General features: G+C 45.4%; 24 protein-coding genes. 9 read left to right on the forward strand and 15 right to left on the reverse strand.

The window, feature by feature from the left end; translation table 11 throughout:
* Positions 1-265: 265 nt before the first annotated feature.
* A complete protein-coding gene (locus J2Z34_RS02270; protein ID WP_209458227.1) occupies positions 266-601 on the reverse strand; it encodes a branched-chain amino acid transporter permease in 336 nt (111 codons plus the stop codon).
* Entirely contained in the window at positions 598-1296 is a 699-nt protein-coding gene (locus tag J2Z34_RS02275) for an AzlC family ABC transporter permease (protein ID WP_245250471.1), read from the reverse strand. The genes J2Z34_RS02270 and J2Z34_RS02275 overlap by 4 nt, the downstream gene beginning before the upstream one ends.
* Before the next feature lie 263 nt (positions 1297-1559).
* On the opposite strand from J2Z34_RS02275, the gene J2Z34_RS02280 reads away from it, so the two are divergent.
* Positions 1560-3617 carry a DUF2079 domain-containing protein gene (locus J2Z34_RS02280; RefSeq protein WP_209458229.1) on the forward strand — a complete coding sequence of 686 codons (2058 nt, stop codon included), beginning with the start codon at positions 1560-1562 and terminating at the stop codon, positions 3615-3617.
* 85 nt (positions 3618-3702) lie between these two features.
* Here J2Z34_RS02280 and J2Z34_RS02285 read toward each other — a convergent pair whose 3' ends face one another.
* Positions 3703-4773 (reverse strand): branched-chain amino acid aminotransferase, encoded by a 1071-nt coding sequence (locus tag J2Z34_RS02285; RefSeq protein WP_425348032.1) that lies wholly within the window; start codon positions 4771-4773, stop codon positions 3703-3705.
* A 475-nt stretch (positions 4774-5248) separates the two neighbouring features.
* Here J2Z34_RS02285 and J2Z34_RS02290 point away from each other — a divergent pair, with 475 nt between their 5' ends.
* Both J2Z34_RS02290 and J2Z34_RS02295 read left to right on the forward strand, forming a co-directional pair.
* On the forward strand, positions 5249-5812 hold the full coding sequence (locus tag J2Z34_RS02290; RefSeq protein ID WP_209458230.1) for a M15 family metallopeptidase: 564 nt from the start codon (positions 5249-5251) through the stop codon (positions 5810-5812).
* Between the two features lie 94 nt (positions 5813-5906).
* Positions 5907-6707, forward strand: a complete 801-nt coding sequence (locus tag J2Z34_RS02295) for an EFR1 family ferrodoxin (protein ID WP_209458231.1) — start codon at positions 5907-5909, stop codon at positions 6705-6707.
* Positions 6708-6789: 82 nt separating this feature from the next.
* Here J2Z34_RS02295 and J2Z34_RS02300 read toward each other — a convergent pair whose 3' ends face one another.
* Together J2Z34_RS02300 and J2Z34_RS02305 are read right to left on the reverse strand one after the other, a co-directional pair.
* The gene (locus J2Z34_RS02300; protein ID WP_209458232.1) at positions 6790-7479 is read right to left on the reverse strand and encodes a response regulator; all 690 of its coding nucleotides are present in this window, start codon (positions 7477-7479) and stop codon (positions 6790-6792) included.
* Positions 7480-8955 carry an ATP-binding protein gene (locus J2Z34_RS02305; protein WP_209458233.1) on the reverse strand — a complete coding sequence of 492 codons (1476 nt, stop codon included), beginning with the start codon at positions 8953-8955 and terminating at the stop codon, positions 7480-7482.
* Between the two features lie 218 nt (positions 8956-9173).
* Between J2Z34_RS02305 and J2Z34_RS02310 the strand changes: the two genes are divergently transcribed.
* From J2Z34_RS02310 to J2Z34_RS02330, 5 genes are all read left to right on the forward strand, one after another.
* The gene (locus J2Z34_RS02310; RefSeq protein WP_209458234.1) at positions 9174-9563 is read left to right on the forward strand and encodes a tetratricopeptide repeat protein; all 390 of its coding nucleotides are present in this window, start codon (positions 9174-9176) and stop codon (positions 9561-9563) included.
* An 18-nt stretch (positions 9564-9581) separates the two neighbouring features.
* Complete coding sequence (locus J2Z34_RS02315) at positions 9582-10235, forward strand: potassium channel family protein (protein ID WP_209458235.1); 654 nt, start codon at positions 9582-9584, stop codon at positions 10233-10235.
* Positions 10232-10912: a potassium channel family protein gene (locus tag J2Z34_RS02320; protein ID WP_209458236.1), complete on the forward strand. Its 681-nt coding sequence runs from the start codon at positions 10232-10234 to the stop codon at positions 10910-10912. Before J2Z34_RS02315 ends, J2Z34_RS02320 begins: the two co-directional genes overlap by 4 nt.
* Before the next feature lie 91 nt (positions 10913-11003).
* The gene (locus tag J2Z34_RS02325; protein ID WP_209458237.1) at positions 11004-12551 is read left to right on the forward strand and encodes a TrkH family potassium uptake protein; all 1548 of its coding nucleotides are present in this window, start codon (positions 11004-11006) and stop codon (positions 12549-12551) included.
* The gene (locus J2Z34_RS02330; protein WP_209458238.1) at positions 12515-13036 is read left to right on the forward strand and encodes a hypothetical protein; all 522 of its coding nucleotides are present in this window, start codon (positions 12515-12517) and stop codon (positions 13034-13036) included. Before J2Z34_RS02325 ends, J2Z34_RS02330 begins: the two co-directional genes overlap by 37 nt.
* Positions 13037-13105: 69 nt before the next feature.
* On the opposite strand, the gene J2Z34_RS02335 is transcribed toward J2Z34_RS02330, so the two are convergent.
* The 8 genes from J2Z34_RS02335 to J2Z34_RS02370 form a co-directional block, all read right to left on the reverse strand.
* Positions 13106-13942 carry a hypothetical protein gene (locus J2Z34_RS02335; protein ID WP_209458239.1) on the reverse strand — a complete coding sequence of 279 codons (837 nt, stop codon included), beginning with the start codon at positions 13940-13942 and terminating at the stop codon, positions 13106-13108.
* 409 nt (positions 13943-14351) lie between these two features.
* Complete coding sequence (locus J2Z34_RS02340) at positions 14352-14846, reverse strand: HD domain-containing protein (RefSeq protein WP_209458240.1); 495 nt, start codon at positions 14844-14846, stop codon at positions 14352-14354.
* Between the two features lie 102 nt (positions 14847-14948).
* Positions 14949-15143 carry a hypothetical protein gene (locus J2Z34_RS02345; RefSeq protein WP_209458241.1) on the reverse strand — a complete coding sequence of 65 codons (195 nt, stop codon included), beginning with the start codon at positions 15141-15143 and terminating at the stop codon, positions 14949-14951.
* A gap of 129 nt (positions 15144-15272) precedes the next feature.
* Entirely contained in the window at positions 15273-15605 is a 333-nt protein-coding gene (locus J2Z34_RS02350; protein WP_209458242.1) for a nucleoside triphosphate pyrophosphohydrolase, read from the reverse strand.
* A gap of 4 nt (positions 15606-15609) precedes the next feature.
* Positions 15610-18096 (reverse strand): DEAD/DEAH box helicase family protein, encoded by a 2487-nt coding sequence (locus tag J2Z34_RS02355; RefSeq protein WP_209458243.1) that lies wholly within the window; start codon positions 18094-18096, stop codon positions 15610-15612.
* Between the two features lie 269 nt (positions 18097-18365).
* On the reverse strand, positions 18366-18923 hold the full coding sequence (locus J2Z34_RS02360) for a DUF6155 family protein (protein WP_209458244.1): 558 nt from the start codon (positions 18921-18923) through the stop codon (positions 18366-18368).
* A 220-nt stretch (positions 18924-19143) separates the two neighbouring features.
* Positions 19144-19428, reverse strand: coding sequence for a toxin-antitoxin system YwqK family antitoxin (locus tag J2Z34_RS02365; RefSeq protein ID WP_209458245.1), 285 nt, complete (start codon positions 19426-19428; stop codon positions 19144-19146).
* Between the two features lie 38 nt (positions 19429-19466).
* Positions 19467-20339 carry an AraC family transcriptional regulator gene (locus tag J2Z34_RS02370; RefSeq protein ID WP_209458246.1) on the reverse strand — a complete coding sequence of 291 codons (873 nt, stop codon included), beginning with the start codon at positions 20337-20339 and terminating at the stop codon, positions 19467-19469.
* A 188-nt stretch (positions 20340-20527) separates the two neighbouring features.
* Here J2Z34_RS02370 and J2Z34_RS02375 point away from each other — a divergent pair, with 188 nt between their 5' ends.
* On the forward strand, positions 20528-21769 hold the full coding sequence (locus J2Z34_RS02375) for a M48 family metallopeptidase (protein WP_209458247.1): 1242 nt from the start codon (positions 20528-20530) through the stop codon (positions 21767-21769).
* Between the two features lie 123 nt (positions 21770-21892).
* Here the strand turns inward: J2Z34_RS02375 and J2Z34_RS02380 are convergent, their stop codons facing one another.
* Both J2Z34_RS02380 and J2Z34_RS02385 read right to left on the reverse strand, forming a co-directional pair.
* The gene (locus tag J2Z34_RS02380; RefSeq protein WP_209458248.1) at positions 21893-22879 is read right to left on the reverse strand and encodes a DUF4003 family protein; all 987 of its coding nucleotides are present in this window, start codon (positions 22877-22879) and stop codon (positions 21893-21895) included.
* Positions 22880-23064: 185 nt separating this feature from the next.
* A complete protein-coding gene (locus tag J2Z34_RS02385) occupies positions 23065-23805 on the reverse strand; it encodes an alpha/beta fold hydrolase (RefSeq protein ID WP_209458249.1) in 741 nt (246 codons plus the stop codon).
* Between the last annotated feature and the right edge of the window lie 177 nt (positions 23806-23982).

Genomic DNA, 23982 nt, shown 5'->3' on the forward strand with positions numbered 1-23982 from the left:
TCGCCGAACTGGTTTGATGAATCCACATAAAGTATACCGCTGCATGTAAAGGTATTCAATCTACCTGATAAACATTTATCAATAATGAGTTATTTCCTCACTCCACATCAATAATTAAGATTTTCACATACCAAAAACTCATTCTTGGCAATATGTTTGTTCTGCAAAAATGTATAAAGCCATGGCTTGAGTTCTTCCTCAGGCCATGGCTTTAGCTCAAATATTCTTCTGACAGATACTCTGTACTTTATTGCAGTCAGGTTTTTCAGGCAAATACCACCTGAACCAGAAACATATACAGCACAGTTCCTCCAGCCATGCTTATGAGGACATTCCTCTTCCACACATGTAGGATTGCAACCAGCGCTGCAGATACAAGCTCAGGTACAAATGTTCCAAATGTTCCGAACTTTATCCCCTTCAGGCAATATATGACCAGAGTGGCTATTATTGCAGGAGGAAGTATCTTTCCAAGGTAGTCTATGGATTTCGGCATTTCCTTATGTCTTCCGAAAAGGATGAAGGGAAGCGCTCTTACTGCAATGGTAACTGCTCCAACAACTGCAATTATCGCAACTGATTGATTGAACCCTGTAGTCATCTTTTTCCACCCTCCATTGCATGCATCACTTTCTTCTTACCCGCCATCAGTATGAACACCGTGGCAATGAGGCTTGGCAGGATGAACCTGTCAGGGCCAAGGACCACCAGGAAAAAGACTGAGGACAATATTCCGGCTATAGCAGGGAAATGAGACTTGTAGCCCATCCACTGCTCGATGAATATGACAGTGAAAAGTGCAGTCATGGAAAAGTCGATTCCTGTGAAGTCGAAAGGTATCAGCTGACCTGCTATTGCTCCGATTACGCTGCCAGTTATCCAGTATGACTGGTTCATTGCTGATATAAGGAAGGATGCCTTCTTCTCATCCACTCCTTCAGGGACATCAAGGGCGCAGAGCAGCGAATAGGTCTCATCAGTAAGCGAGAATATCATGTAGAAATACTTTCTGCCCATCCTCTTGAACTTGTCCACGAAGGATATCCCGTAGAACAGGTGCCTGCTGTTGATAAGGAGCGTCATTGCGGCAACTACCCCAAGAGGAGTCCCTTCCCTCAGGAATGAGACCAGCACGAACTGCATGGAGCCTGCATATACGGTGAGGCTTATAAAGAACGCCCAGATAACGCCATAACCTGCCTGCTGCAGGAGTATCCCAAATGCCATGCCCAGGAATACATATCCAAGCAGCACCGGCACTGACTGTAGAAACGAATATTTCAAGGTCTTGTCCAAAAATATCTCTCCCATCAAAAAAGCTATAGAAACCATTTTACCACAAAATCACCATTTTGACCGATGAAAATGCATATTCATGCAGCTAAGTGATGATAAGTCACCATTAGCTTCCAAGCTCCTGCTAAGATTGAAAGTAGAATTATTTCAATAAAAACCTGAACGATTACAACGAATATCAAAGTATGTAATGTATAATAGCAATATGCATATGACGCAATGTCAGCATAAAAAACGGACTTCCCCAGTTGAAAGGATTTTATATGGATACATTTGAATCCCGGAAGAAATCACTGTCCACCGCAAATCAGAAGCTTTTGACAATCATCGCATCATGGCTGCTCGCAAGCACCTTGATGAACTGGATATACAGGAATACCCCGACATATTTTTCCGTAAAGCATGCCGGACTTGATGGGCTGTTGCCTTTAACTCTATCCTGGCTCACCTTCACAGGATTATTTCTGCTGATAATAAATAAAGCATCGAAGATAGCTGATGGTAAAGACCTGGCAGGCCGCCTTCTTTTCATGTCTTGGCTCCTATTCTCTTCTTCTGTGATGCTTCGCCTGAAATTCACCATACCCGCAGCTACATTATTGATCGTTAACCTGACTTCCCTGATATTGGCAAGGGACATATTCTTTTCCGCCATAAGGACAAGCTGGCTGCCAGACAAGTTGCTGAGCATTTCAGGTATTGCAATGGTCTCCTTCAATCTTTATGTCATCCCCTGGGAGGACACGAAAAACAGGCTATTCTCAGGATCTGAAGCTGGCACATTAGTCCCTTTGCTCTTAGTGTACATCGCCATTATACTGGCGCTCATGATCGTGTTTAATATGAAATCATCCTTTTTGAATAATGACCGCACAGTTGTTGCAGTTGTCATTATTGCTATGCTCCTCCAGATATTCCTAAGCGGCCGCATACTTTATGCGAGATACGAGACCCTGTCCACACCGACATATGACTTCAACCTCTTTGCCCAGATGTTCCACAGCATGGCTGAGAAGCTCCAGCCGATAACCACCCTGGAGCGGAATATGCCGCTGTCTCACTTCAGTATTCATCTGTCACCGGTCTATTACCTGATGCTTCCATTTTACCTGTTATTCAGGACTCCAGCCACACTGAACGTCCTGCAGGCGATCATTGTCGGTTCAGGAATGATACCCATGGTTCTTATCGCCAGACACTTCAGGTTGAAATCAAATTTACAGACAGCCCTCTCCCTGATCTATCTGTTCTCCGCAGCCCTTATGACTTCAGGCTTCTATGATCTTCATGAGAACTGTTTTCTTGTGCCCTTCCTTCTCTGGCTCATATTGTCAATAGAGAAGAAGAACAGCCTTGGAATGACTGTATTCACCCTACTCACCCTCTCAGTCAAGGAGGATGCCGCACTCTACATATGGGCGCTTGCAGCCTTCATCATCTTCGACAGGAAGATGGTGAAGCAGGGACTGGCAATGCTTTTTGCTTCTGGTGCATATTTTATTGGTGCTATCAGGTATCTGAACAATTCCGGGGAAGGAGCAATGACCGGACGATTCGAAGGCCTCATCGGAGTGCCGGAGTGGTCGCTGCTTTCCGTTCCCTATTCAGTGATCAGGAACCCCGGCTTCATACTGTCAAAGGTCTTTGCAGAAGAAAAATTGGCTTACATCATCCAGATGATGTCTCCCCTTGCATTCATGCCCCTTCTTTCAAGAAAGCTGACAAGGTGGATACTCCTTATCCCATTTCTTCTCATGAACCTCATGGTGGATTACCAGTACCAGTATGACATGAGGTTCCAGTACAATTACGGCTCCTACATACTCCTGTTCTATATGGCACTTCTGTTCGTGAAGGACCATACTGATACCGAACAGATGTCAGGAGTAGAAAAGACCATCAGGAAACCAACCTGCCGCAATATGGCTATAAGCAGCCTGCTTGCAATTGCCATGACCTCAGGCATTCTCATATCAGCAGCTCATCTTGCTCAGTATGAGCATTACCCTAGAAAGCTTGAAGCAAGTAAAGCTTCACTTGACTCAATGAAGAATGTAATGGACCAGATTCCTGATGAAAGTTCTGTGCTCGCGACATGTTTCCTGACCGGATACCTTTCAGGCCGTGATACACTTTATGACATTGACTATAACCTTGTAGATGGCACGTATTTCCGGGCAGACTACATCGTCATGGACCTGAGGCCTGACTACAAAGGTGACCATGAGACACTACTTCCCATGTTCATTTCTGACGGATATGAACTGATGATAATGAATGAAGATGAGATACTACTTTTGAAACGATCAGACGTGCCCTGATAACGTGAACCTCAAGAATATACTTCCTGCAAATTGAAACACCCCCTCGCTCCATATTCCAGGATCGAGGGGGTGAATTATTCTGCTATTCTACTGGAACAGTCCAGCCTAAAGTGTCTGGAACCTTTCCCCACTGTATTCCGGTAAGTCCGTCGTACAGCTTCTGTGTAAGCTTGCCTATCTGGCCGCCGCCTATCTCGAAGGTCTTGTCCTTGTAGGTCAGCCAGCCGACCGGTGAAACTACCGCTGCGGTTCCGGTTCCCCAGACCTCTTCAAGCGTGCCATTTTCAGCTGCAGCCACCACTTCATCAACAGATATCAACCTCTCTGAGACATTTATACCCCAGGTCTTCATGAGCTCTATGCATGACTTCCTTGTTATTCCCGCAAGCACAGCTCCGGTAAGGCTCGGTGTAAGCACCTCTCCGTTTATCTTGAACATGATGTTCATGCTTCCGACTTCCTCGATGTACTTTCTCTCGACTCCATCAAGCCAAAGTACCTGGGAGTAGCCCTTGTATTCGGCCAATTGGCTCGCCCTTAGTGATGCGGCGTAGTTTCCTCCGCACTTGGCGATTCCTGTTCCGCCCCTTACTGCCCTGACATCCTGGCTCTCGATCATGATCTTTATAGGATTGAGTCCTTCAGGATAGTAGCTGCCGACAGGACAGGTTATTATGCAGAATATGTAGGTCTTTGATGCATGAACGCCAAGACCCACATCTGTTGCTATCATGAACGGTCTGATATAGAGGGATGTCGCTTCCTCAGAAGGGACCCACTCAGCGTCAATTTCAAGCAGCTTCTTGAGTGCTGCGAGGAACATGTCCTCGTCAACCGCAGGCATGACTAGTCTCTCTCCTGATATTGCCATTCTCCTTATGTTCTCTGTAGGCCTGAACAGCTGTACCTTACCTTCAGAGGTCCTGTATGCCTTCATGCCCTCGAATATCTCCTGGCCGTAATGGAATACCATGGTCGCCATATCCATCTCTACAGGTCCGTACGGAACAATCCTTGGATCAAACCAGCCCTTGCCTTCCTCATAGTTCATGAGGAACATATGGTCTGAGAAAGACTTCCCGAACTTTACCGTCTTCATGTCAGGCTTTACTCTCTTGTTCTTTGTCAGTTCTACTCTGATATCCTGTACCACTTAAAACACCTCGCGTTTTTTCTTATGTCAGGTGATTTCCACTGTCACCTGACTGATTCTAATCTTCAATCATTATAACACTATTCTTCCCTTTCTTCACAAACACTCGAAAAATGTAATCGTTTGAATGCAAAAAACAGGCAAAATTTACCTGTTTCTATAGTGCAATATGTGAATCTTTGATGATTTTATGGCTACCTGTCTTGTCTGTATGCGGTAATCCCTTTATCAGGCAGGATCGCACGCATCTATTCTATAAGAGCGATCATCAGTTGTATCATACAAAAACTGATTTTCATTAGTCTTTTTATTTTTCAAGATATCTGACTGTTTATTATAATTCCTGATGTTCCCTGATATCCTTATTACTGTTCAGGGAATGTTAGATATTACAGAAAAATACGACCAAATTAAGAAATGTCTAAAGCCAGGTTCAGCATTTATCAGGATACTACTTGAATAGGCAGGTGATAAGATGACATCCTCAAGGAGTGCAGGACCTGTACGAAAGAGAAGAAGAACAAGATATAAGGCAAGGTTCTTTGTAATAATGATTGTTCTGATCGTATTTATAGGCTATGTCACATTCAGGGCATTCACCAGTCTCCCCGATACAAGGACATATGGCAATCCTTATGCGAGGATAGACAGCCTTGACGAGCTTGATGAAAATACTAAGGAAGCTGCTGTCCTATTTTTGGAAATCGCTGAAGACCAGGGACTTGACGTCATGGTGACTGAGACATACAGGACACAGGAAAGGCAGGATTACCTATACGCCAAAGGAAGGACCGCTCCTGGGAGTATCGTGACCTGGACAAAGAATTCAAGGCATACAAAGAGGAATGCGTTTGATATTGCGAAAAACCTGACAGGTCATGAGTACGATGATCCTGAATTCTTCAGGAAGTGCGCTGAGATCGCAAAAGGCATCGGCCTCACATCTGGCTATTATTGGGAAACCAATCAGGATATGCCTCACTTTGAGACTGATATCTTCACCAGGATCAGATACCCGGATGGGTATGAGAAGCCATAAAATAAGATAATTCCTGGAATATTGCCAATGTCATGATGTATACTTTAAGTTATGATAGAAAATCTAAGTAGCGAAGCGGACCAGGAGGCATAGCATGGCAAGGAAGCTGACACTGATATATTTCAGCCCCACAGGAACAACAAGAAAGATAGTAACAGCAATCGCCGAGGGCACCGGACTTGAATATGATTCGGCGGACCTTACAATGCCTTCAGCAAGGAGCCAGACACTTGCCTTTGGACCTGAAGATATTATCATTGCGGGAGTTCCAGTTTATGGAGGAAGGGTTCCCTCACTCCTTCTTGAATGTCTCGGATCCATCCAAGCAGAAGGTGCTCTTGCCATTCCCGTAGTTGTCTACGGCAACAGGCATTATGACGATTCCCTACTTGAGCTGAAGGATATCCTTGAAGCTAAAGGTGCTGCCTGCATAGCTGCAGCTGCATTCATAGGAGAGCACTCCTATACAAGGAAGGTGGCATTTGACAGGCCTGACACCGAGGACCTCGAATCTGCAAGGCAATTCGGCTATGAAGTCATGAGGCTACTTAATTCAGATATCTTTTCGAACATTGAACTCAATGTTCCCGGAAAGCTCCCCTACAAGGAGAGGAAACCAGCTAAACCAGCTTCACCTGTTACTAGTGATGCCTGCATAGAGTGCGGTATCTGTGCTCGAGCCTGCCCTACGGGAGCCATAGATTTTAAAGATTTCAGGACTTCTGACCCCACACTCTGCATCAAGTGCTGCAGCTGCATTAAAAAGTGCCCGACAGACGCGAAGTCCTTCACGGATGATACAGTAGCAAATTTTGCAGTCTGGCTTGAAGCTAACTGTTCCGATCGAAAGCTTCCTGAGTTTTTCACGAGAGAATCGGCGCAGAAAGTAACCTAACACAAGAGCTATGCAACCAAATACAATAGCATTAAAGGGAGGAGCGCAGGCTCCTCCCTTCTCAATTATCGCTTATTCCTTTCTACTCATCAGCAAACCGATATCCTATTCCCACTTCTGTAAGTATGTACCTTGGCTTGGTCGGATTCTGCTCAAGCTTGCGCCTTATGTTAGCCATGAAGACCCTGACGCTTTGCATGTCGCTTTCAAGGTCAGAACCCCAAACCTCCCTGAGTATATACTTATGGGTCAGGACCTTTCCTGCGTTCCTGACAAGAAGTGTAAGCACCGCATACTCCATGGGAGTGAAGTGTATCTCCTTACCCTCCAGGGTCACCTTGTGCTTTTCCATGTCTATTTCAAGGTCCCCTACCTTGTATACGGCAGGGATATCCTTTTTTGTGACGTCAAAATGCCTGAAGATCACCCTGATCCTTGCAAGCAGCTCCTTTATTGAGAAGGGCTTGGTCAGATAGTCATCTGCTCCCGCGTCAAGAGCCTCGACCTTATCATGGTCCTGGTCATGGGCTGATACTACGATTATCGGAATATCTGAGAAGCTCCTGACCTTCCTTATGATCTCCATGCCGCTCATGTCAGGCAGACCAAGGTCGAGTATTATCGCAGACAGGTTATGGGTGGCGATGATGTCCATCGCATCTTTCCCGTTCACAGCCTCAGTGCACTCATAGCCCTGAGATGTAAGGGAAAAATTGATGAAGTTCCTGATTTGCTTGTCATCCTCTACGATCAGAAGCAGTGGATTTATCATCTATTCACCATCTCCTTTCAGATAGAATTTAACAGTAGCTCCACCATTTGTATTGTTCTCAGCAAATATCCTTCCGCCATGGAATTCGACTATAGCCTTGCAGATTGCAAGGCCAAGTCCAAGTCCCTGCTTTTCACTGGTCCGTCTGTTGGTGGATACGAAGAACATGTCGAAGATCTTCGGGATGTCGTCCTCTATGAATCCGCAGCCGTTGTCAGATACCTGAAACCAAACCCTTCCGTCCTCTGGCCAGGCTGTAAGCCTGATCTCGTTCTCAGGCGTAGTATGCTCGCATGCATTGCCTATCAGGTTGATCAGCACCTGTACGATAAGCTTCCCGTTCATTGGCACGAACAGGACTCTTTCAGGAACAGCGATGCTGATTTTATGATTCGGGTAATATCTTGTGCAGAGCTCTACAACCTCAGAGAATATCTCGTCGACAGCTTCACTCTGGATCTTTATTGACAGGTTTCCTTCATGAACCCTCGTGAAGCTAAGTATGTTTTCTACAAGCCTTGCAAGCCACAGGGAGTCATTATACACTTCGCTGGCGAGCTCAGCGTCTTCCTTGTCCTTCAGCTTTCCTGCCAGCATTTCGGATGTTCCGGTTATCCTGGTCAGGGGTGTCCTAAGGTCATGGGATATGGCCCTCAGAAGGTTGCTCTTGAACCTTTCCATCTCCGCCTCTGACCTTGCCATCTCCCTTTCCTTTATGAGGAGCACCCTCTCCATTGATATTGTAATCTGCATAATTATGGATGAAACCAGCTGGCGGTTGTCCTCATCAAGATCCTCAACCTCTTCCGGTAGCCTGAAATAGCATATGTTGTTGCCCTTAACTTCAATCGGAAAGGTGTAGCTGTTCATCATCCTATCCTTTATGACAGAAGGTCCGACCAGCTCCGCTGCCCTTTTGATGTTTCTGTCAGGAGAGGCAGTTATAAGTGAAGCCATGGTGCCGGCTTTGATGTAGCATTCCACCTCAGAATCCAGGAAGCCTGCAAGATACCTCGCTGAAACTTCCGCAGTTTCCTGTATCTCGCTTGTATCGGCCAAGGCACCAGTCACCACAGACAGGGTCCTTGATTGCCTTTCCCTTGAGTCTGACAGCTGCTTCGAGTTAATGAGCTTGCTTGTGAGTGCGCTTGTGGTTATAGCAGCCATGAGCATCACGAAGAAGGTCACGAAATACGAGCTGTCGTCGACCTTGAAGGTATAGACAGGATCCGTGAAGAAGAAGTTGAAGGAAAGCATTGAGGCTACTGCAGCAAAAATCCCATATGCGTATCCCTTGGTATACCTTGACACCATGAGGACCGATAGAATGTAAATTACTACAATGTTCGTCTCCTCGAAACCCACATGGTTGATGAGGTATGAGACAAGGGTGGTGCCGATGCTTATCCCTGCTGTCACAAGAACATTCCTCATGACCTGCCTGTCATTTTTCTTTCTGCCTGTCCTGTCAGTCATAACAGCGCCTCCCATAATTTGGCTCACATTATCTACCACTTCAATTATATGCCCATACCTGTATTTTATCAGCATTGAAAGCCTCCATTGAAATCTTTATACGAAATTTATACGGCGCCTTCCGTCTTAACACCATGTTTATACGAAAACTGCTAATATTAGTCTGTAAAAAGGGACCCGCAGAGTGGTTATTGCTGATCCCTATGGAGGAAAAATCAATGAACATAAGAATAGAACCTTCGACAACCTATACAAGTAAAATAGGTTCTGCAGCAACAGCAATCAAGCTTGGAGACTACGACCGTGCCAGAGTGCTTTTAGGACAGGCTGCCCAGGAGGACCAGAATCAACCGGAATACCACAACCTTCTCGGTATAATCGCGGAGCTTAAACGCGACCTTGCACTTGCCTGCAGGCACTACAGGGCTGCATATGCCCTCGATCCGTCCTACGAGCCGGCTAGCAGGAACCTGTCAAGAATCACTTCATACAGCTGCGCAAGGAATACTGGAGCTCCTGATTATGGCGATGCCTGTAAAATAGAAGAGCTTCCTGCCTCCTTCGCTTATGCAGAGTACAAGTCGAGAAACCAAAGAAAAAGAATATAGGATTAGAGGTCGGTAACGATGTACATAATCATAATAGGCTGCGGAAGGCTTGGAAGCACACTTGCCAAGGAGCTTTCCGATAATGGCCACGACATATGCATACTTGACAGGGATGATGATAACCTTGAAAGGCTTGGCTCAGGCTTCAACGGATTGCGGATAAAGGGAGTGGAATACGACAACGACAAGCTGATGGAGGCTGGAATCGACAAGGCTGACGCACTTCTCGCTGTCACCCATGACGACAACGTAAACATCACTGTGTCGATGATAGCAGACAGGGTCCACAAGGTACCGAAGGTCATCGCAAGGGTCAACGAGCCAAACAAAAAGTTCATTTATGAGACCATAGGCATAGATACTATAAATCCTGTCCAGTCAGGTGTAGATGTTCTTAAGTCCAAGCTTCTCGTTGAGAGGTTTGACATTCTGGCTGAGCTTTGGTCGGAGCATGAGATAGTTGAGCTTCTCGTAGACAGACAGGTGACAGCGACTGTAGGTGAAATCGAGTCAAAATGCTCATGTCTTTTAAGCGGCCTCATAAGGGGTTGCGAGATGAGCCTCCCCAAGAAGGATGATACTGTTACAAAGGGCGACAGGCTTATCGCTACCATAAGGTCGGAAGACAAGAAAAAACTGATGGGCCTTCTGACCAAGGAGATGTTTGTATGAGAGCATTAATAATTGGAGGAGGAAAGGTCGGCTACAACCTCTTCAGGACTCTGCACGAGAGAGGCCACTGCGCCACTCTTGTCGAACGAGACAAGGATGCCTGCATGAGGGCAGCTGATGCAATCGGCGCTGATGTCATTCAGGGAGACGGAACAGATCCGGAAGTCTTAAAGGATGCAGGCATAGACAACGCCGAGATAGTAGCTGCAGTCACAGGCTCCGATGAGGAGAACCTGGTAATATGCCAGATAGCAAAGCTTACCTTCAACATCAACAAGACCATTGCCAGGGTTAACAATCCGAAGAACATGGAGATGTTCAGGCTTCTTGGCATCGATACGACAGTATGCAGCACAGCTGTAATTGCAACACTGATTGAAAACGAGCTGAACAGGGACGACATAAAGATAGTATCTACCTTCGAAAGAGGCTCAATGGTACTGGCCGAGGTAGCCCTTAACAAGAAAATGGTCTGGGACGGCAAAAGGATAGCAGATTTGACGCTTCCTGAGGAATGCGTCTTCGCATCTGTCCTTCGAGGCAGTACGGTAATATATCCCAAGGGGGATACTGTATTGTGCTCAGGTGACCGTGCACTTCTTGTGACAAATACTGATACGATGTCGATCCTATCCAAAGAAATATATGGTGGTGTAAAAAAATGGAAATTGATCTGAATGAGATAAAGGGAATAATCGCTGAACTGCTGACTGTAGGCTTCTTCATTGCTATGACTATTGGGGCTTCAGCATTGCTGATGAAATGAACATGAACACCGTGAAAAAGGCATCTAATGCCGAGGTAATAAGCTATTACACGGGGTACATCGTCACAAGCGTTTCTGCTTTGATGGTGATCCCCCTTTTGACGTCTCTGTTCTTCAGGGAATGGGAACCTGCGCTTGATTTTCTCATAGGTATTTCGACCTCTTCCATAGTAGGAATTGGAATGATAATGCTGGGGAAAAGGGTCAAGGCAGGAAAATCGGATCTTCAGTGGAAGCATGGCTTCATCATTGCATCACTGTCATGGATCCTTCTTACATTCCTGTGTGCCATTCCATACAGGCTAAGCGGTCATAATCCTTCGCTGCTTGACTCGATGTTCGATGTCATGAGCGGATTCACTACAACTGGCCTTGTGCTTACACTTGACATCGACCATATCTCAAACGGGCTGAACATGTGGAGGCACATACTGACCTTCATCGGAGGTCAGGGTATGGTTGTTCTAGCTCTAACATTCCTGGTAAGGGAAACAGGCGGAGCATACAAGATGTATGTTGGCGAGGGAAAGGATATTGAGCTGCTTCCGAACGTCAAGGGAACTGCACGGCAGATTTGGAAGATAAGTATGGTATATCTGGCAATCGGTACCGCCGGACTATGGATAACAGGAATTGCAATCGGACTCAGGCCTTTGTCTTCGCTTCTCCACGCCCTCTACATGTTCGAGTCATCATGGAGCACCGGCGGCTTTGCGCCTAATTCTCAGAACATCATGTACTACCACAGCATCACATATGAGACTGTTGCTATGGTGATATTCATACTAGGTTCCTTCAACTTCGGTCTGCATTATGCGATGTGGCATGGAAAAAAGAAGGAACTGGTGAAAAACATCGAAACACAGAGCTTCTTCGTAACCGCATTCACCTCAACAGTCCTGGCACTCGCCGGACTTGCAAGGCTTGGTGTTTATCCTGATGCTGTGTCAGCATTCAGACGAGTTGTGTTCAACGTCCTTTCAGCCCATACTACAACTGGGTTCGGCTCAGTATATGCAAGACAGTTCGCACTTGAATGGGGTGACTTCGCCATACTCATCATGATAGTGGTAATGCTCATAGGAGGCTCGGCATGCTCAACAGCAGGCGGCTTCAAGGGACTGAGGGTAGGCGTTGTCTTCAAGGGAATTATGATAGATGTACGGAAGCTTCTGACATCTGAGAGGATAGTCAAGGTTAACAAGTTCCACCACATAAAGGAACAAGTCCTTGACGACAGCCTTGTAAAATCATCAGCACTGGTCATCCTGCTTTACATCGTGATGTTCGGAGCCGGCACGCTGCTTGGAACCTACTACGGCTATCCATTGTCACATTCTGCATTTGAAGCAGCCTCAGTTACCGGAAATGTCGGACTTTCAATTGGCATAACGACTCCGGCCATGCCTGCAGCAATGAAGGTATACTATATCGTTGCCATGTACCTGGGAAGGCTTGAATTCCTGTCGGTATTCGCACTCATCGGCTATATGGGAGGAGGATTGAAGAGATTATGGAAAAATACATCCGCGCGGTCATATTCAGCCTGATTCTTCTTTTCCCATCCACATCAGCTGATGCAGCAGTCTCATATTCAATAAATGACCTGATTGAGAATGCGATTTCCCTGGATGGTGAAAAAGTTACGATAACCGCCGAAGCGATTGGTGAGAAAATGGAAAGGTCAGAAGGCACCTGGGTAAACGTCAACGATGGAACGAACGCCATCGGCGTATGGATGGACAAGCTGACAGCAGATAGGATTGGATACTTCGGTGACTACAGCCACAAGGGCGACACGCTTAGAATAACAGGTACCTACAGCAGGGCATGCCTTGAGCATGGCGGAGAGCCGGACATTCATGCAGAAACGCTTGAGATCATAAAGTCTGGAGAAGCGATCAGTCACCGCCCAAGTCCGGCAAAAGCATTATGGGCATCAATACTTTCAGTTGCAGCAGCCCCGTTTGCCATCTATTTCATACGACAGTCAAGCCTGAGGAAAAAGCATAATGTCAGGCACCTTGATGCCTGAATGAACAAAAAAAGAGAAGCGTGCCAAGGTTACCTGGCACACTTCTCTTTTTTGAACGATCAAATATACTCAGTCAGCCTTAATCTTCCTGAAAATCAGCACTGAAAGTATCGCTGAAACTGCAGTAAGCGTTATGAATATTGCAGTCATGGCCATGTCCTGCGGAAACCCGAAGAAAGGCTTTATGAATTCACCGAGTCCTACAGAAAGGCACAGGGTAAAGACCTTGACAAGGGCTGCGGCAGTCAGCAGGTCAAAGGCAGCGTTGTTTCTGAGTAGGTTCAACGCAATTATTCCAAATGCCGGAAATACAACAGCAAGATCGAGGACGAATACTCCATACAGCTCGCCAGGTGCTCTGTTTGCAATGTCCGGCTGCATCCTCATTATCCATACCGGTGCAAGAACAGCGAGAATAAGCAGAAGGAAACCTGCTATCCCTCGCCTGAGTCCTCTTGGAACTTCAGTGCGGCTGGACCTATGGATCAGCCTTGGCACAATGAACATAAGTCCATAGGCAGAGGCTCCGAATATCACAAGATAAACAAGGTACAGCCTTGTATACTGTCCTTGTATCGAATAAAGTGCATAGCCATAAAATATGTATGAAACAAGACCTGCCATGGCTGTGAGAACCCTTCTGTCACCAACGCGGATGTATAGGAAGGATAAGATGAATAAGGCAATGGACACCGGTACCGTTATGATATCCTGGACTACTGACCCAAGGATCAGGTACTCCGTTATGGCTTTTGTAGTAATCAGTTCGCGATATACTTCACTTGAAAAAATGCCGGCAAGTGCAGCTAAGAGTGCAAGCAGCGAGGTCAGCATTAAAAGTATTGATGTCCCCTTCAGTTCAGAAGGTTCTGCCTTGAGCTTTCCATTGATCAGGTCACTTTCCATTACATGCCTCCAATATTATGCATAACAATTGTGCGAGAGACATCATTGCCGCCAGTAAATGACGGAAGTAATCCTTTGTATCTTATAAAGACTATGTTCAATTGCTTTAGCCTATACTCTTCGTATCTCGATACCACCCCTCAGCTGCCTTGTGTCAATTGATCTTCAGTGATGATTTTAATATGAATCACGTTTAATATTAATAATATACGTTTCTCATATTTACATTCACATATACTGTATACCAAATCCCTTCTATTATCCAGTACCGTTTCATTCTAAAATTATTATAGTCTGCAACAGTACGAATTCACTTATGAAAACAGCTATAATCACTAATAATTGCAGTTTTTATGAATAATATTAACTTCAAACTGCCAATCAGGATAATGACCGAATTACCCTAGCCTCAGTCGATAATTCCGTAGAGCCTTTCAAGGAACCTCTTCCCGGTCTCAGTCCTGAACACCTTGTCCCTGAAGCTCCTGACTGCTGTTTCTGGCAGAGTGTCCTCGAAAGCATTGACAAGGAAATCAGCCTCGACGAGTATCTGATAGTCAATGCCCTGGATGTCCTTATAGGTATGGTGCCTTGAGATTATGAAGCATACTCTATCGATTACCTCATCCTCGTAGCCAAGTCCCTCAAGGAGCTTCCTTGCTTCAGGAGGCCCTTCGACCTGCTGATGCGAGCCTGAGCAATTCCCGTATTTCTCCTCGCTAAGCTTGATTCCAATATCATGAGTTGCTGCAGTAATCTCAAGAATCTCCTGTGTCCTGTCATCCAGCCCTTCCATCTCACCAATGGCCTTTGAGAAGCCGTAAACCTTAAGGAAATGGTTTATTCTCCTCGCGTCACCAGAATAATAACCTATCATTGCATCGATAACCTTGCCTGTCCTCATATTGTCACTCTCCTTAGAATCGAAATACATATGTACGCCTTTATGCTACACCACAAATTATATTATAAAAAGAGCCATTCCGCATTGGAATGGCAATCACTTCTATGATCTGCAGGAAAATAATCCTTTGCAGCACTTCTCTTCATCCGGATTATCTTCTTCTGTTTTCTCTGCATCAGTTTTTTCCGCATCCTGTTTCTTTTTCCAGTTCAGCAGGCAGTATAGAGATATCGAATCTACCAGCATTCCGCCAATAATCAGCCAGAACCACCATTTCTTATAGATTGGCTTTTTCATTTAATCGCCTCCTCGTATAGTCTAATGGTACACCATTGCAGTATCAGAATAGCGACGAATATGTGAACATTCATTGAATCGTGAAAATACCTTTTAACTTTTTGGCTTTATGTATGAATTGTATGATTTTTACTTGCTCTCAATCCTGACTTCCTTCAGGAAAAGCCTCTTTTTGAAACCTCCTCTGTCAGCTTCCTTTTCTGCTCTCAGCATTTCGAATTCTTCTCTGCTCGTTCCATTAAGGTCCACCAGTGCGTATATTACCTCAAGTATGTCAGCAAGCTCCTCAATATTTCCACTCTCAAGGTATTCTTTTAGCTCTTCCCCAAGCTTCTCGTTGAGGCACCTTCTGTATTCAGAATCTCTCAGTATTTCTATTTCAGCTGTCTTCCCATCAGCTTCGATAATCTCCGGGATCCTGTCTCTAACCAGCTTATCATATCTAATTATCCTTACTGTCATGTTCCTAATCTCCTCCGTATTGTTTCTCCAGCTTTTCCAGCCTCTCCTTATAGAATTTTCTTGTTTTGAAGCTTATTACGTCACCAAATTGCCTGGTGAATTCCTCATCATCAAGATATTGCCATAGTTCCTGGTTGAGGCAGAATCCATCCTCACAGGTATTAAAGAACTCAGGCGATGTCTTCTGAAGGAATTGGAGCGGATTCTTTCTTGCAAGATCTACATATTCCTTTCTGCCCCAATCCATGTATCCAGCTGTACCCTTGTCCCTCAGCATATCCACTCTGTTTGCTCCATGCGTGTAGAACTCCCTGAAGCTCTCATAAATATCATCATCAGTGATTTTCGCCCTGACCTTCCCTCCATTATGGAATGCGAGAAGAACCGGCATCTTGTATAGCTTGGACATGCTTGTGTTTTCCATTTCCCTGATGAACAGATGGGCCTTAGTCCCAATAAGTGACCTCTCGGACTCCGCAGCCTCCCCAACGCTGTCCAGGAAGGATAGGTAGTCCCTGAAGATATTAAGCTCTTTCTTCGACCTTATAAGTGAACTTACAGCATCATCGAGATAAGTGAACATCTGGAGTCTTGATGGCCGTTCGCCAATTTGCTCCTTGATCCTGAAATACTCGTCAACTATCCTTCCGAAGGCATCCTTCTGCTCTGCTTCAAGCTTTCTGAAGAGGTCTATCAGCCTTAAGTCGAAGTTGACGAAGCATCCTTCAGGATAATCCTCCTCATCGGGTATGAGTGGCTTCCTGCGTGCTGTATCCCCTGCCTGTCCGCTTCCTGTCAGGAAAAACGGGACCAGGTTCGCTTTCCTATAGTTTCCGATGAAATCAAGGACATTGACGTACTTCTTTCCTATGCTTTTTCTGAGGCCTCTGCCAAGCTGCTGAAGGAAAACAGTCGGTGACTCTGTAGGCCTCAATAGCATGACCATGTCTACGTCAGGGACATCCAGTCCTTCGTTGAACATGTCAACTGAAAACAGCACATTGACCTCGCCCTTCCTGAACTTTCGTATGGCCTCGCTTCTCTCCATGGCATGCGCTGATGCTGCATCTCCGCTTACTACTGCACATGCCTTTATCCCATTCCTTGAAAAATATTCTGCCATGTAGACTGCATGCTTTCTCCCTGCACAGAAGCCAAGAGCCCTGCTGCTTCTGTATCTTCCGTAATTTTCAAGGACAAGCCCAGCTCTCTTGTTTATGCTGAGGGCTTCCTCAAGCTGCTTTTCGTCATATTTGCCCTGCCTGCAGCTGATACCAGAATAGTCAGTCTCATCGAAGATCCCGTAGTATCTGAACGGTGAAAGCCATCCCTTGTTGATGGCTTCCTTCAGCCTTGCTTCATAGATCACGTTATAGTCGCAAAGTGCGAAGACATCCTGGTTATCTAGCCTTTCAGGCGTGGCTGTTAGGCCGAGAAGAAATTTCGGCTTGAAGTATCCGATGATATTCTGGTAGTTTTCAGAAACAGCATGATGGAACTCATCAATGACGATATAGTCAAACTCGGTCTCACTGAAGCTTCTGCCTGTAAGATATTCTTTCCTGCCTAAAGTCTGTACCGAAGCGAAAAGGACATCGGAGTCCATGTCCTTCGTATCACCCTTGAAGAATCCGGTTTTGACATCAGGTCTCGCATTCCTGAAGGTCCTCTCAGACTGGGATAGGATCTCTTCCCTGTGTGCCACGAAAAGTATCTTCCTGAACTCCCTTGAATCGAAGGCGGCAAGGTAGGTTTTACCAAGGCCAGTAGCCGCAACCACGAGCCCTTTGTCCCAGCCTTCACTCCTTGACCTCTTCAGCTCATACAGCGCTTCAATCTGTGCCCCTACAGGGCTCGGGAATTCGACTATGACATTCTCAGGTACATCGGTCTCATCCCCAAGCCTTTCAATGTCCTCATAGACCTTCGGTCTCTTCCACTGCCTGGAGTATCTCTTCATCTCGTTATCATCTATGATGCGGGACCGGTTAAGGAACAGGTCCTCGAAGGTCTCCTTGAAATGGGTGAAGTCATCAGGTTCATGAATTGAATCAAACCTGTAGTTCCACTCAATCCCATCAGTAAGGGCAGTCCTTGAGATGTTCGACGAGCCCACGAAAATCTCACCCAAGCCATCGCTTTCAAAGATGTATGCCTTTGGATGGAAGGACTTCCTCTCAACATCATAGAACCTCAGGTCCACCCCGTCGCCCAAAGTGCCCTTAAGCAAGTACAGAGCCTGCGGCTGCGTTATGTTCAGGTAGTTACCGCAGAGGATTCTGATCCTTGCACCTCGCTTCGCAGCTTCAGCAAGGTCGTCAGAGATCATCCTAACTCCTGACTCCATGAGGAAAGATACGATGATGCTTATCTTGGACGCCTTCGAGATCGACTCCCTGAGCCGGCCATACAAGTGGTCATCTCCACCGGTTATGCAGTTCAGGCTGGCCGGCATTCTTGCAGTATCAGTCAATCCCTTCACCTCCGCCATTAATCAGAAAAGCTATCGGATATCACCAAAAGTAAGCAGTTATAATATTCTCACAAATCTCATTTAATATTAACATATACCACCAATGAATATAAGCGGTTCACCGTCAAATTTCCTTACTATGGGATGCTATTATTACTTTTTTCAACATTGAAAAAGCTCGAAAGGCTGTTGCCTTATCGAGCTTCAGTTCATATCCTGCAATACATTCCTTGAAAATCGTGCAGATTCAATTGTCCAATTCCCAACTAGTTTTCTGACGCTGATTATCAGTCTTCTTCGTCTTCATCATATTTATATATATCAGCATAGATCTCAAAGATAGCTTCACTGTAACCCCAGCCAATTCCTGAAGCATTGTGAACAAGCTTCCTTATCCTCTTCTTCAAGGTCTCATAGTTTTCTTTCGTGCCATTAACATTAAGCTGGTGTGCAAACTCCTCAAACATTCTTACCATGTCTTGATAGAACTTAGCATCCATATCTCCAAAGGTATTGGTGAATTCAGTTCCGCATTCCACATAGTATAGTGTCAGGTCCATGACCATTTCGTCAGGCCCGATCTTCTTGAAATCAGACACATAGGATTTTGCAGCCTTCAATGAAGGCATCTTCCTCATATTTTTCGGAAAAAATTCACTCATTAATTTCTGTTTGTAAGCTTCGAGCACCTCAGCCTGATATCCTTCACCTGAGAACCGGCTGTTCAGGATTTCCTTTACCATTCCATTTGCCTTGTAAAGGCCTGAAATGAGGTCTATAAGTTCAGGTTGCTCCATACCCTTAAGTCTCTTCTTCAGTTCTGTCACCGTCATCTGCTTAGTCATTCAATCCTCCTGAAATTTATGTACTGTATTAAGGGAACTACCTTAAAAGCGTATAAATGATTTCAACAGTTACCTTTTGTTCAGCTCTTTCGTTTCAATTTCATCCGACAACGCATCATGTACCATTATAAGATTATCTCATCTTTTAGTGAGATTTTAAATCCGGGACATGAAAAACAGAAGCCGGACCATTCTATGAATGTAACATTAATGTAGAGGACTATCCTTTGGACCCCCTTTCAGTGGTCTTGTACCTCTTCCCTTCACTGTCGTAGGTTATCCACTCACAGATAGGATTTCCATTCTCAAAATATCCTGATCTTTTTATGGTCCCATCCGGTCTGTACCATTCCCAGTAGTCTTCAGGCTGATTATTCACCATTTTACCTTTTGACCAGATGGTTTTGTCGCTTGCATGGTATTTTATGGTAAATCTGTCTATTACTTCTATCTTCTTTTCTTTCACACCATTTGGATGAATCAGATCGCAATTCTCATTATCCATACTGCTGTTCCTTTGTAATCTCATGCCATTAGATGGAGTTACCTAACCTTCTTTACCGGTATCCATATTTCGCTCCTGTAGTCCTTCCTGCTTGTGTCAGGACTTTCGTTCCACAGGATTTCAGGTCCTTCAGAAACCTCGTAACCTGAGCCAGGAAACCATTCTGCATATATCTTACCCCAGACCTCCTGAAGTGCAGAAGGAAAATCTCCAATTGCAGTGAATACCGCCCAGGTTGAAGCCTTTACGGGGAGCACAGTCCATTTGTCAGCTGATGTATTGGTCGCGGCTACTCCGATATACTGGTCAAGCTCTGACCCTTCTGCCCTGTCATCAGAGAAGTTGGCTGAAGCCAGGACTATTCCCTTAGGCTCCACATCAGACAGCCTCTTCAGCTCCATGATGTCTTCCATGGTGAGACTTGCCCACATGGAGTCCATCCCTCTGTTAACACCTTCGTAGACAAGGGGTATCCTCTTCTTGATTCCGATAATATTGAAGTCTTCCTTTTCAACGATCCGATAGTCCATTTCTGTTCCTCCTTGTATTTTGAGCTGGAAGGTCATGGCTGAGAATGCCTTCAAGGGCATGTCCCCTCTCCTCGCCTGAGTTGGAGTAACTCCATGCATGTTCTGGAAGGCTCTCGAAAATGCATCAGGAGACTCGTATCCAAGCTCCACTGCTATATCGATGATCTTCACCTCGCTGGTCCTTAGCATCGATGCAGCCATGGTCAGCCGCCTTTTCCGTATGTATTCACCAAGTGATGTTTCTGAAAGGAATGAGAACATCCTTCTGAAGTGATATTCGGAACACCCGGCTATTCTTGCCATCCTTTCAAAATCTATCGTACCTGCAAGATTTTCCTCCAGATACCTCATGGCAGCATTCATATTTCCAAGATTATCCATAGCAATGACCTCCCTCCGAAGAAATGATACCAGACACACCTTTATTCTACCCGACTTTTAAGGTGCGGTGTTAGTTGTCAGACACAATTCCAGGTGGTGTGAAAAGAACAATCCATTCGACTTGCCCTCTTAATTGGTGCTACTATGGAAATAACCATTCAACGGACATTCCAGCATTAGGAGGCAACATGCAACAAATAACTATTGCAATCATACTATTGATCTTTTTATTGGAAGTGACTCTTTCAGCCCTTAACTACAGGAACAGGCTCAAGCCAATACCAGAGAATGTAAGTGATGTATATGACAAGGAGGAATACAGGAAGTGGCTTGACTACACCATGGAGAGCCACAGGCTGTCGATGATAGCACGAGTCATCGATACCTCTGTCCTTATAGCATTCCTCCTGTCAGGCTTCTTCCCATACATTGCAAATATCGCGTCCTCTGTAACCTCAGACCTGAAGCTTCAGACACTTGCCTTCTTTGGCATATATATGACAGTCAGCTACATTATCGGAATCGGATTCAGGGTATACCAGACCTTCAGCATTGAAGAGCGGTATGGCTTCAACAAATCTACTGTCAGGACATTCATCCTTGACCAGATTAAGTCACTTACCCTTGCAATAGTGATTGGCGGCCCTCTAGGTTATCTTCTGCTTTCCATGTACCTGGGTATGGGAAATGAGTTCATACTCTATTCCTGGCTGCTCTTCATGGCCCTCTCGCTAATCATAAACCTACTCTATACCAGGGTGTTCATCCGGCTTTTCAACAAGCTGACTCCTCTTCCAGATGGGGAACTCAAGGAAAAGATAGAAGCTCTGGCCAGGAAGACAGGCTATGGTATTAAAGGGATAAGCGTCATGGATGCTTCGAAGAGGTCCTCAAGGCTAAACGCATTCTTCTCAGGTTTTGGCAGGTTCAAGCAGATAGTCCTGTTTGACACTCTCATCGGGAAGCTCAGTGCAGATGAGACCGTGGCGGTCCTGGCCCATGAGATTGGACATGCGAAGCACAAGGATGTTTTGAAGAATTTTATTCTTTCAGCTTTGCAGACTGCTGTCTTCCTCGCCCTACTTACCTTCTTCCTGTCTTCAGGCGACTTTTCCATGGCCTTCGGATTTTCTGATGTCCATCTGGGTTTTGCCATAATACTTTTCGGAATCCTAATGGAACCTCTCGGCATAATCCTTGGGGTCCCGCTATCGGCAATCTCCAGGAAAGCTGAATACAAGGCTGACAGGTTCTCGGCGGAAAGCTGTGGCAAAGAGCCAATGACAAAGGCTCTCAAGGTTCTTGCGAAGGAAAATTTCTCAAACCTAACGCCTCACCCGCTTGTAGTAATGATGACCTACTCCCATCCGCCAATAAGTGACAGGATTGCAGCTATAACAACTGTTGAAAGAAAAGATATCCCAGAATAAAGAAAGATGCAGCTAATGGAAGCTTTCTGCTCCCATTAGCTGCATCTTTTGATTTAAATTGAAGTGGTAATGACATTACAGCCCTCAGCTGCATATGCAGTCTCTTATTTCAGCTGCGTATGTTCAGCTGCTTGTGCTTGATGATGCCGAGGTTGCTGCGATGATGGCTATGACAGCCACCTGCTCAGCTATGATAAGGCTTGTGACGCTGTTTACAAGCGATGCCTTTATAGCACTCGATAGGCCGCTCTTCTTGTAACCATTGGCTGTAAGGAAGCTTGCATACATTAACCTCTGGGCCTTTCCTGTGCCGAAGGTACCAAAACCCTTGACTGTTGTGAGATGCTGGTCAAGAGCCGCCACGTCTTCTACTATCGTATCAATATCGCTTCCGGACAAGGAGAGCATACCTAGAGTTGCAAGCTCAGGACCTGTTCCGTATTTGCAGCCCTTTTCCTTCAGCTTTTCGTATATCTCAAGTGTCCTTGCGACCTTTTCCTCAGATGTGTCAGCACCCATAGCCAGAGCATGGCTCAGTGCCTGAACTGAATCACTGGAGAAGAATCTGCCCTTGAGCAGGGAATAGCATTCCTCAGCCCTTCTGATAGCTTCATCCTCTTCAATATCTGACAGGGCAAACAGCACTGCAAAACCAGCGTCCTCACTGGAAGTAAGGAACGGATGCTTCTCCTTCATCTTCTTGTATATCCGTTTCGCCTTGTCAACTATGCCCTCATAGTTGAAGCTGTCCGCCATATCCGCAATCATGAATGCCGAAAGAGGAAGGTACGGAGAAGAATGGAATTCTTTTCTGAGAGCTGCATAACTTTCAGTTACCTGATGGAACTTACCCTCAGGATCTGTTTCAAAGGATAGTATCGTGGCTAAAGCCAGAAGCACTGTCCCCTTGAATTCGGATAAGAGACCCGTATTCTCCTTTATTATTTCCTTGCATGCCCTTATCTTTTCAGGGTCAGCCTCAATGTCCCTCTCGGCGCAAAGGGATGCACATAGTGGATGCATCTGTGAACTGTCCCATTTGAAGTTTACTTTAAGTATGTCCCTGTTGGTTACAAATAGCTCGCAGTTCTTTAGAAGTGATTCTGTCATCGCGACCCCTCCCGATAGTGTTCTTTAATGTCCCTATATTAACTTTACACCAAACCAGCAATTTTTGAAATGAAGCTGGCGTTAATTTGATGAAATAGCTTGTGCAAACTCGTGACTTCAGTCATGAGTGGTTCAAGGATGTTTGCATTTTGTATGATGTCTTTGGATTGACAATCATAATACTGTCATCCTTTGAATTCCTTTTTCAGCTCCGAAAGCCACTTTTCCGGCTGAGTATCCATAAGCTGCCCATGACCCGAAGCCTCGAAAACCCTTATCTTCATGTCCGGCAGATACCTCCTCAGGTTCTTTGCAGATTTAAATGCAAATGGCTCCTCGCTGCCCTGCCAGAAAATGACCTCTGTATTCGTCATGAGAAGCCTCGGCGGTATCTGGAACCTGTGACATTCCAGTATGCTTCTTCTCATGCTCCTTCCTGTGATCCCGTCAAAAAGAACCTTAGATGTTGAATCCCTTATTCCAGTAATCTTCTTCATAAGAGGAACCCCTGCCCCACCCTTCTTCATCGCCGCAATCTGCAGAGCCAGCATCCTTGAGGTCACTTGCGCAAATATGCCCATAGGAACGCAATAAGGAGATTCCAGCACGGCCTTCCCGACCCTGATCCTTCCTCTTGCAAGGATTACGATAAGGATGTTTCCTCCCATCGAGCCTCCATGAGCAAATTGAACATTGCCACTATGGTTCAGCATGACGTACTCCTCAATCTTTACCGCTTCTTCTTCTAGTGAAAGGAATTCAGACTTAATTTCAGGGTCATGCCCGTCAAGAACAGGTATAATCAGCCTGTAATTTTTCGACAGTTCTTCAATAACCGGAGCGAACTTCAGATTCCAGGAAGTGCCTGCACCGTGTATGAGAAGGAGACCTGGATTTTCAATATCCCCAAATTCAATGAACCTCATGATAATCACCCCTTCTTTCATCATCTCATAAAGCTTTCGCTCCTTAAGAAACAAAGGGTAAACACTTTATTAACCTAACATGTTCCTCGTCTGAATATTAATTATTTCTTATGTCTTTACACCTGTATTGACAGCTGTATACCAAAGTCTTAATCTATTGTCATAACAATGTCGAAA

The sequence above is a fragment of the Youngiibacter multivorans genome (assembly GCF_017873395.1).
Classification (GTDB): Bacteria; Bacillota; Clostridia; order Clostridiales; family Clostridiaceae; genus Youngiibacter; species Youngiibacter multivorans.

What these genes read in the sequence shown, in the direction of transcription:
- J2Z34_RS02270 (WP_209458227.1), bottom strand. Translation starts at nt 601, where the DNA reads ATGACTACAGGGTTCAATCAATCAGTTGCGATAATTGCAGTTGTTGGA.
- J2Z34_RS02295 (WP_209458231.1), top strand. Translation starts at nt 5,907, where the DNA reads ATGGCAAGGAAGCTGACACTGATATATTTCAGCCCCACAGGAACAACA.
- J2Z34_RS02355 (WP_209458243.1), bottom strand. Translation starts at nt 18,096, where the DNA reads ATGGCGGAGGTGAAGGGATTGACTGATACTGCAAGAATGCCGGCCAGC.
- J2Z34_RS02365 (WP_209458245.1), bottom strand. Translation starts at nt 19,428, where the DNA reads ATGGATAATGAGAATTGCGATCTGATTCATCCAAATGGTGTGAAAGAA.
- J2Z34_RS02335 (WP_209458239.1), bottom strand. Translation starts at nt 13,942, where the DNA reads ATGGAAAGTGACCTGATCAATGGAAAGCTCAAGGCAGAACCTTCTGAA.
- J2Z34_RS02340 (WP_209458240.1), bottom strand. Translation starts at nt 14,846, where the DNA reads ATGAGGACAGGCAAGGTTATCGATGCAATGATAGGTTATTATTCTGGT.
- J2Z34_RS02290 (WP_209458230.1), top strand. Translation starts at nt 5,249, where the DNA reads ATGACATCCTCAAGGAGTGCAGGACCTGTACGAAAGAGAAGAAGAACA.
- J2Z34_RS02380 (WP_209458248.1), bottom strand. Translation starts at nt 22,879, where the DNA reads ATGACAGAATCACTTCTAAAGAACTGCGAGCTATTTGTAACCAACAGG.
- J2Z34_RS02305 (WP_209458233.1), bottom strand. Translation starts at nt 8,955, where the DNA reads ATGACTGACAGGACAGGCAGAAAGAAAAATGACAGGCAGGTCATGAGG.
- J2Z34_RS02360 (WP_209458244.1), bottom strand. Translation starts at nt 18,923, where the DNA reads ATGACTAAGCAGATGACGGTGACAGAACTGAAGAAGAGACTTAAGGGT.
- J2Z34_RS02280 (WP_209458229.1), top strand. Translation starts at nt 1,560, where the DNA reads ATGGATACATTTGAATCCCGGAAGAAATCACTGTCCACCGCAAATCAG.
- J2Z34_RS02310 (WP_209458234.1), top strand. Translation starts at nt 9,174, where the DNA reads ATGAACATAAGAATAGAACCTTCGACAACCTATACAAGTAAAATAGGT.
- J2Z34_RS02350 (WP_209458242.1), bottom strand. Translation starts at nt 15,605, where the DNA reads ATGACAGTAAGGATAATTAGATATGATAAGCTGGTTAGAGACAGGATC.
- J2Z34_RS02385 (WP_209458249.1), bottom strand. Translation starts at nt 23,805, where the DNA reads ATGAGGTTCATTGAATTTGGGGATATTGAAAATCCAGGTCTCCTTCTC.
- J2Z34_RS02325 (WP_209458237.1), top strand. Translation starts at nt 11,004, where the DNA reads ATGAACACCGTGAAAAAGGCATCTAATGCCGAGGTAATAAGCTATTAC.
- J2Z34_RS02315 (WP_209458235.1), top strand. Translation starts at nt 9,582, where the DNA reads ATGTACATAATCATAATAGGCTGCGGAAGGCTTGGAAGCACACTTGCC.
- J2Z34_RS02330 (WP_209458238.1), top strand. Translation starts at nt 12,515, where the DNA reads ATGGAAAAATACATCCGCGCGGTCATATTCAGCCTGATTCTTCTTTTC.
- J2Z34_RS02370 (WP_209458246.1), bottom strand. Translation starts at nt 20,339, where the DNA reads ATGGATAATCTTGGAAATATGAATGCTGCCATGAGGTATCTGGAGGAA.
- J2Z34_RS02320 (WP_209458236.1), top strand. Translation starts at nt 10,232, where the DNA reads ATGAGAGCATTAATAATTGGAGGAGGAAAGGTCGGCTACAACCTCTTC.
- J2Z34_RS02300 (WP_209458232.1), bottom strand. Translation starts at nt 7,479, where the DNA reads ATGATAAATCCACTGCTTCTGATCGTAGAGGATGACAAGCAAATCAGG.
- J2Z34_RS02345 (WP_209458241.1), bottom strand. Translation starts at nt 15,143, where the DNA reads ATGAAAAAGCCAATCTATAAGAAATGGTGGTTCTGGCTGATTATTGGC.
- J2Z34_RS02375 (WP_209458247.1), top strand. Translation starts at nt 20,528, where the DNA reads ATGCAACAAATAACTATTGCAATCATACTATTGATCTTTTTATTGGAA.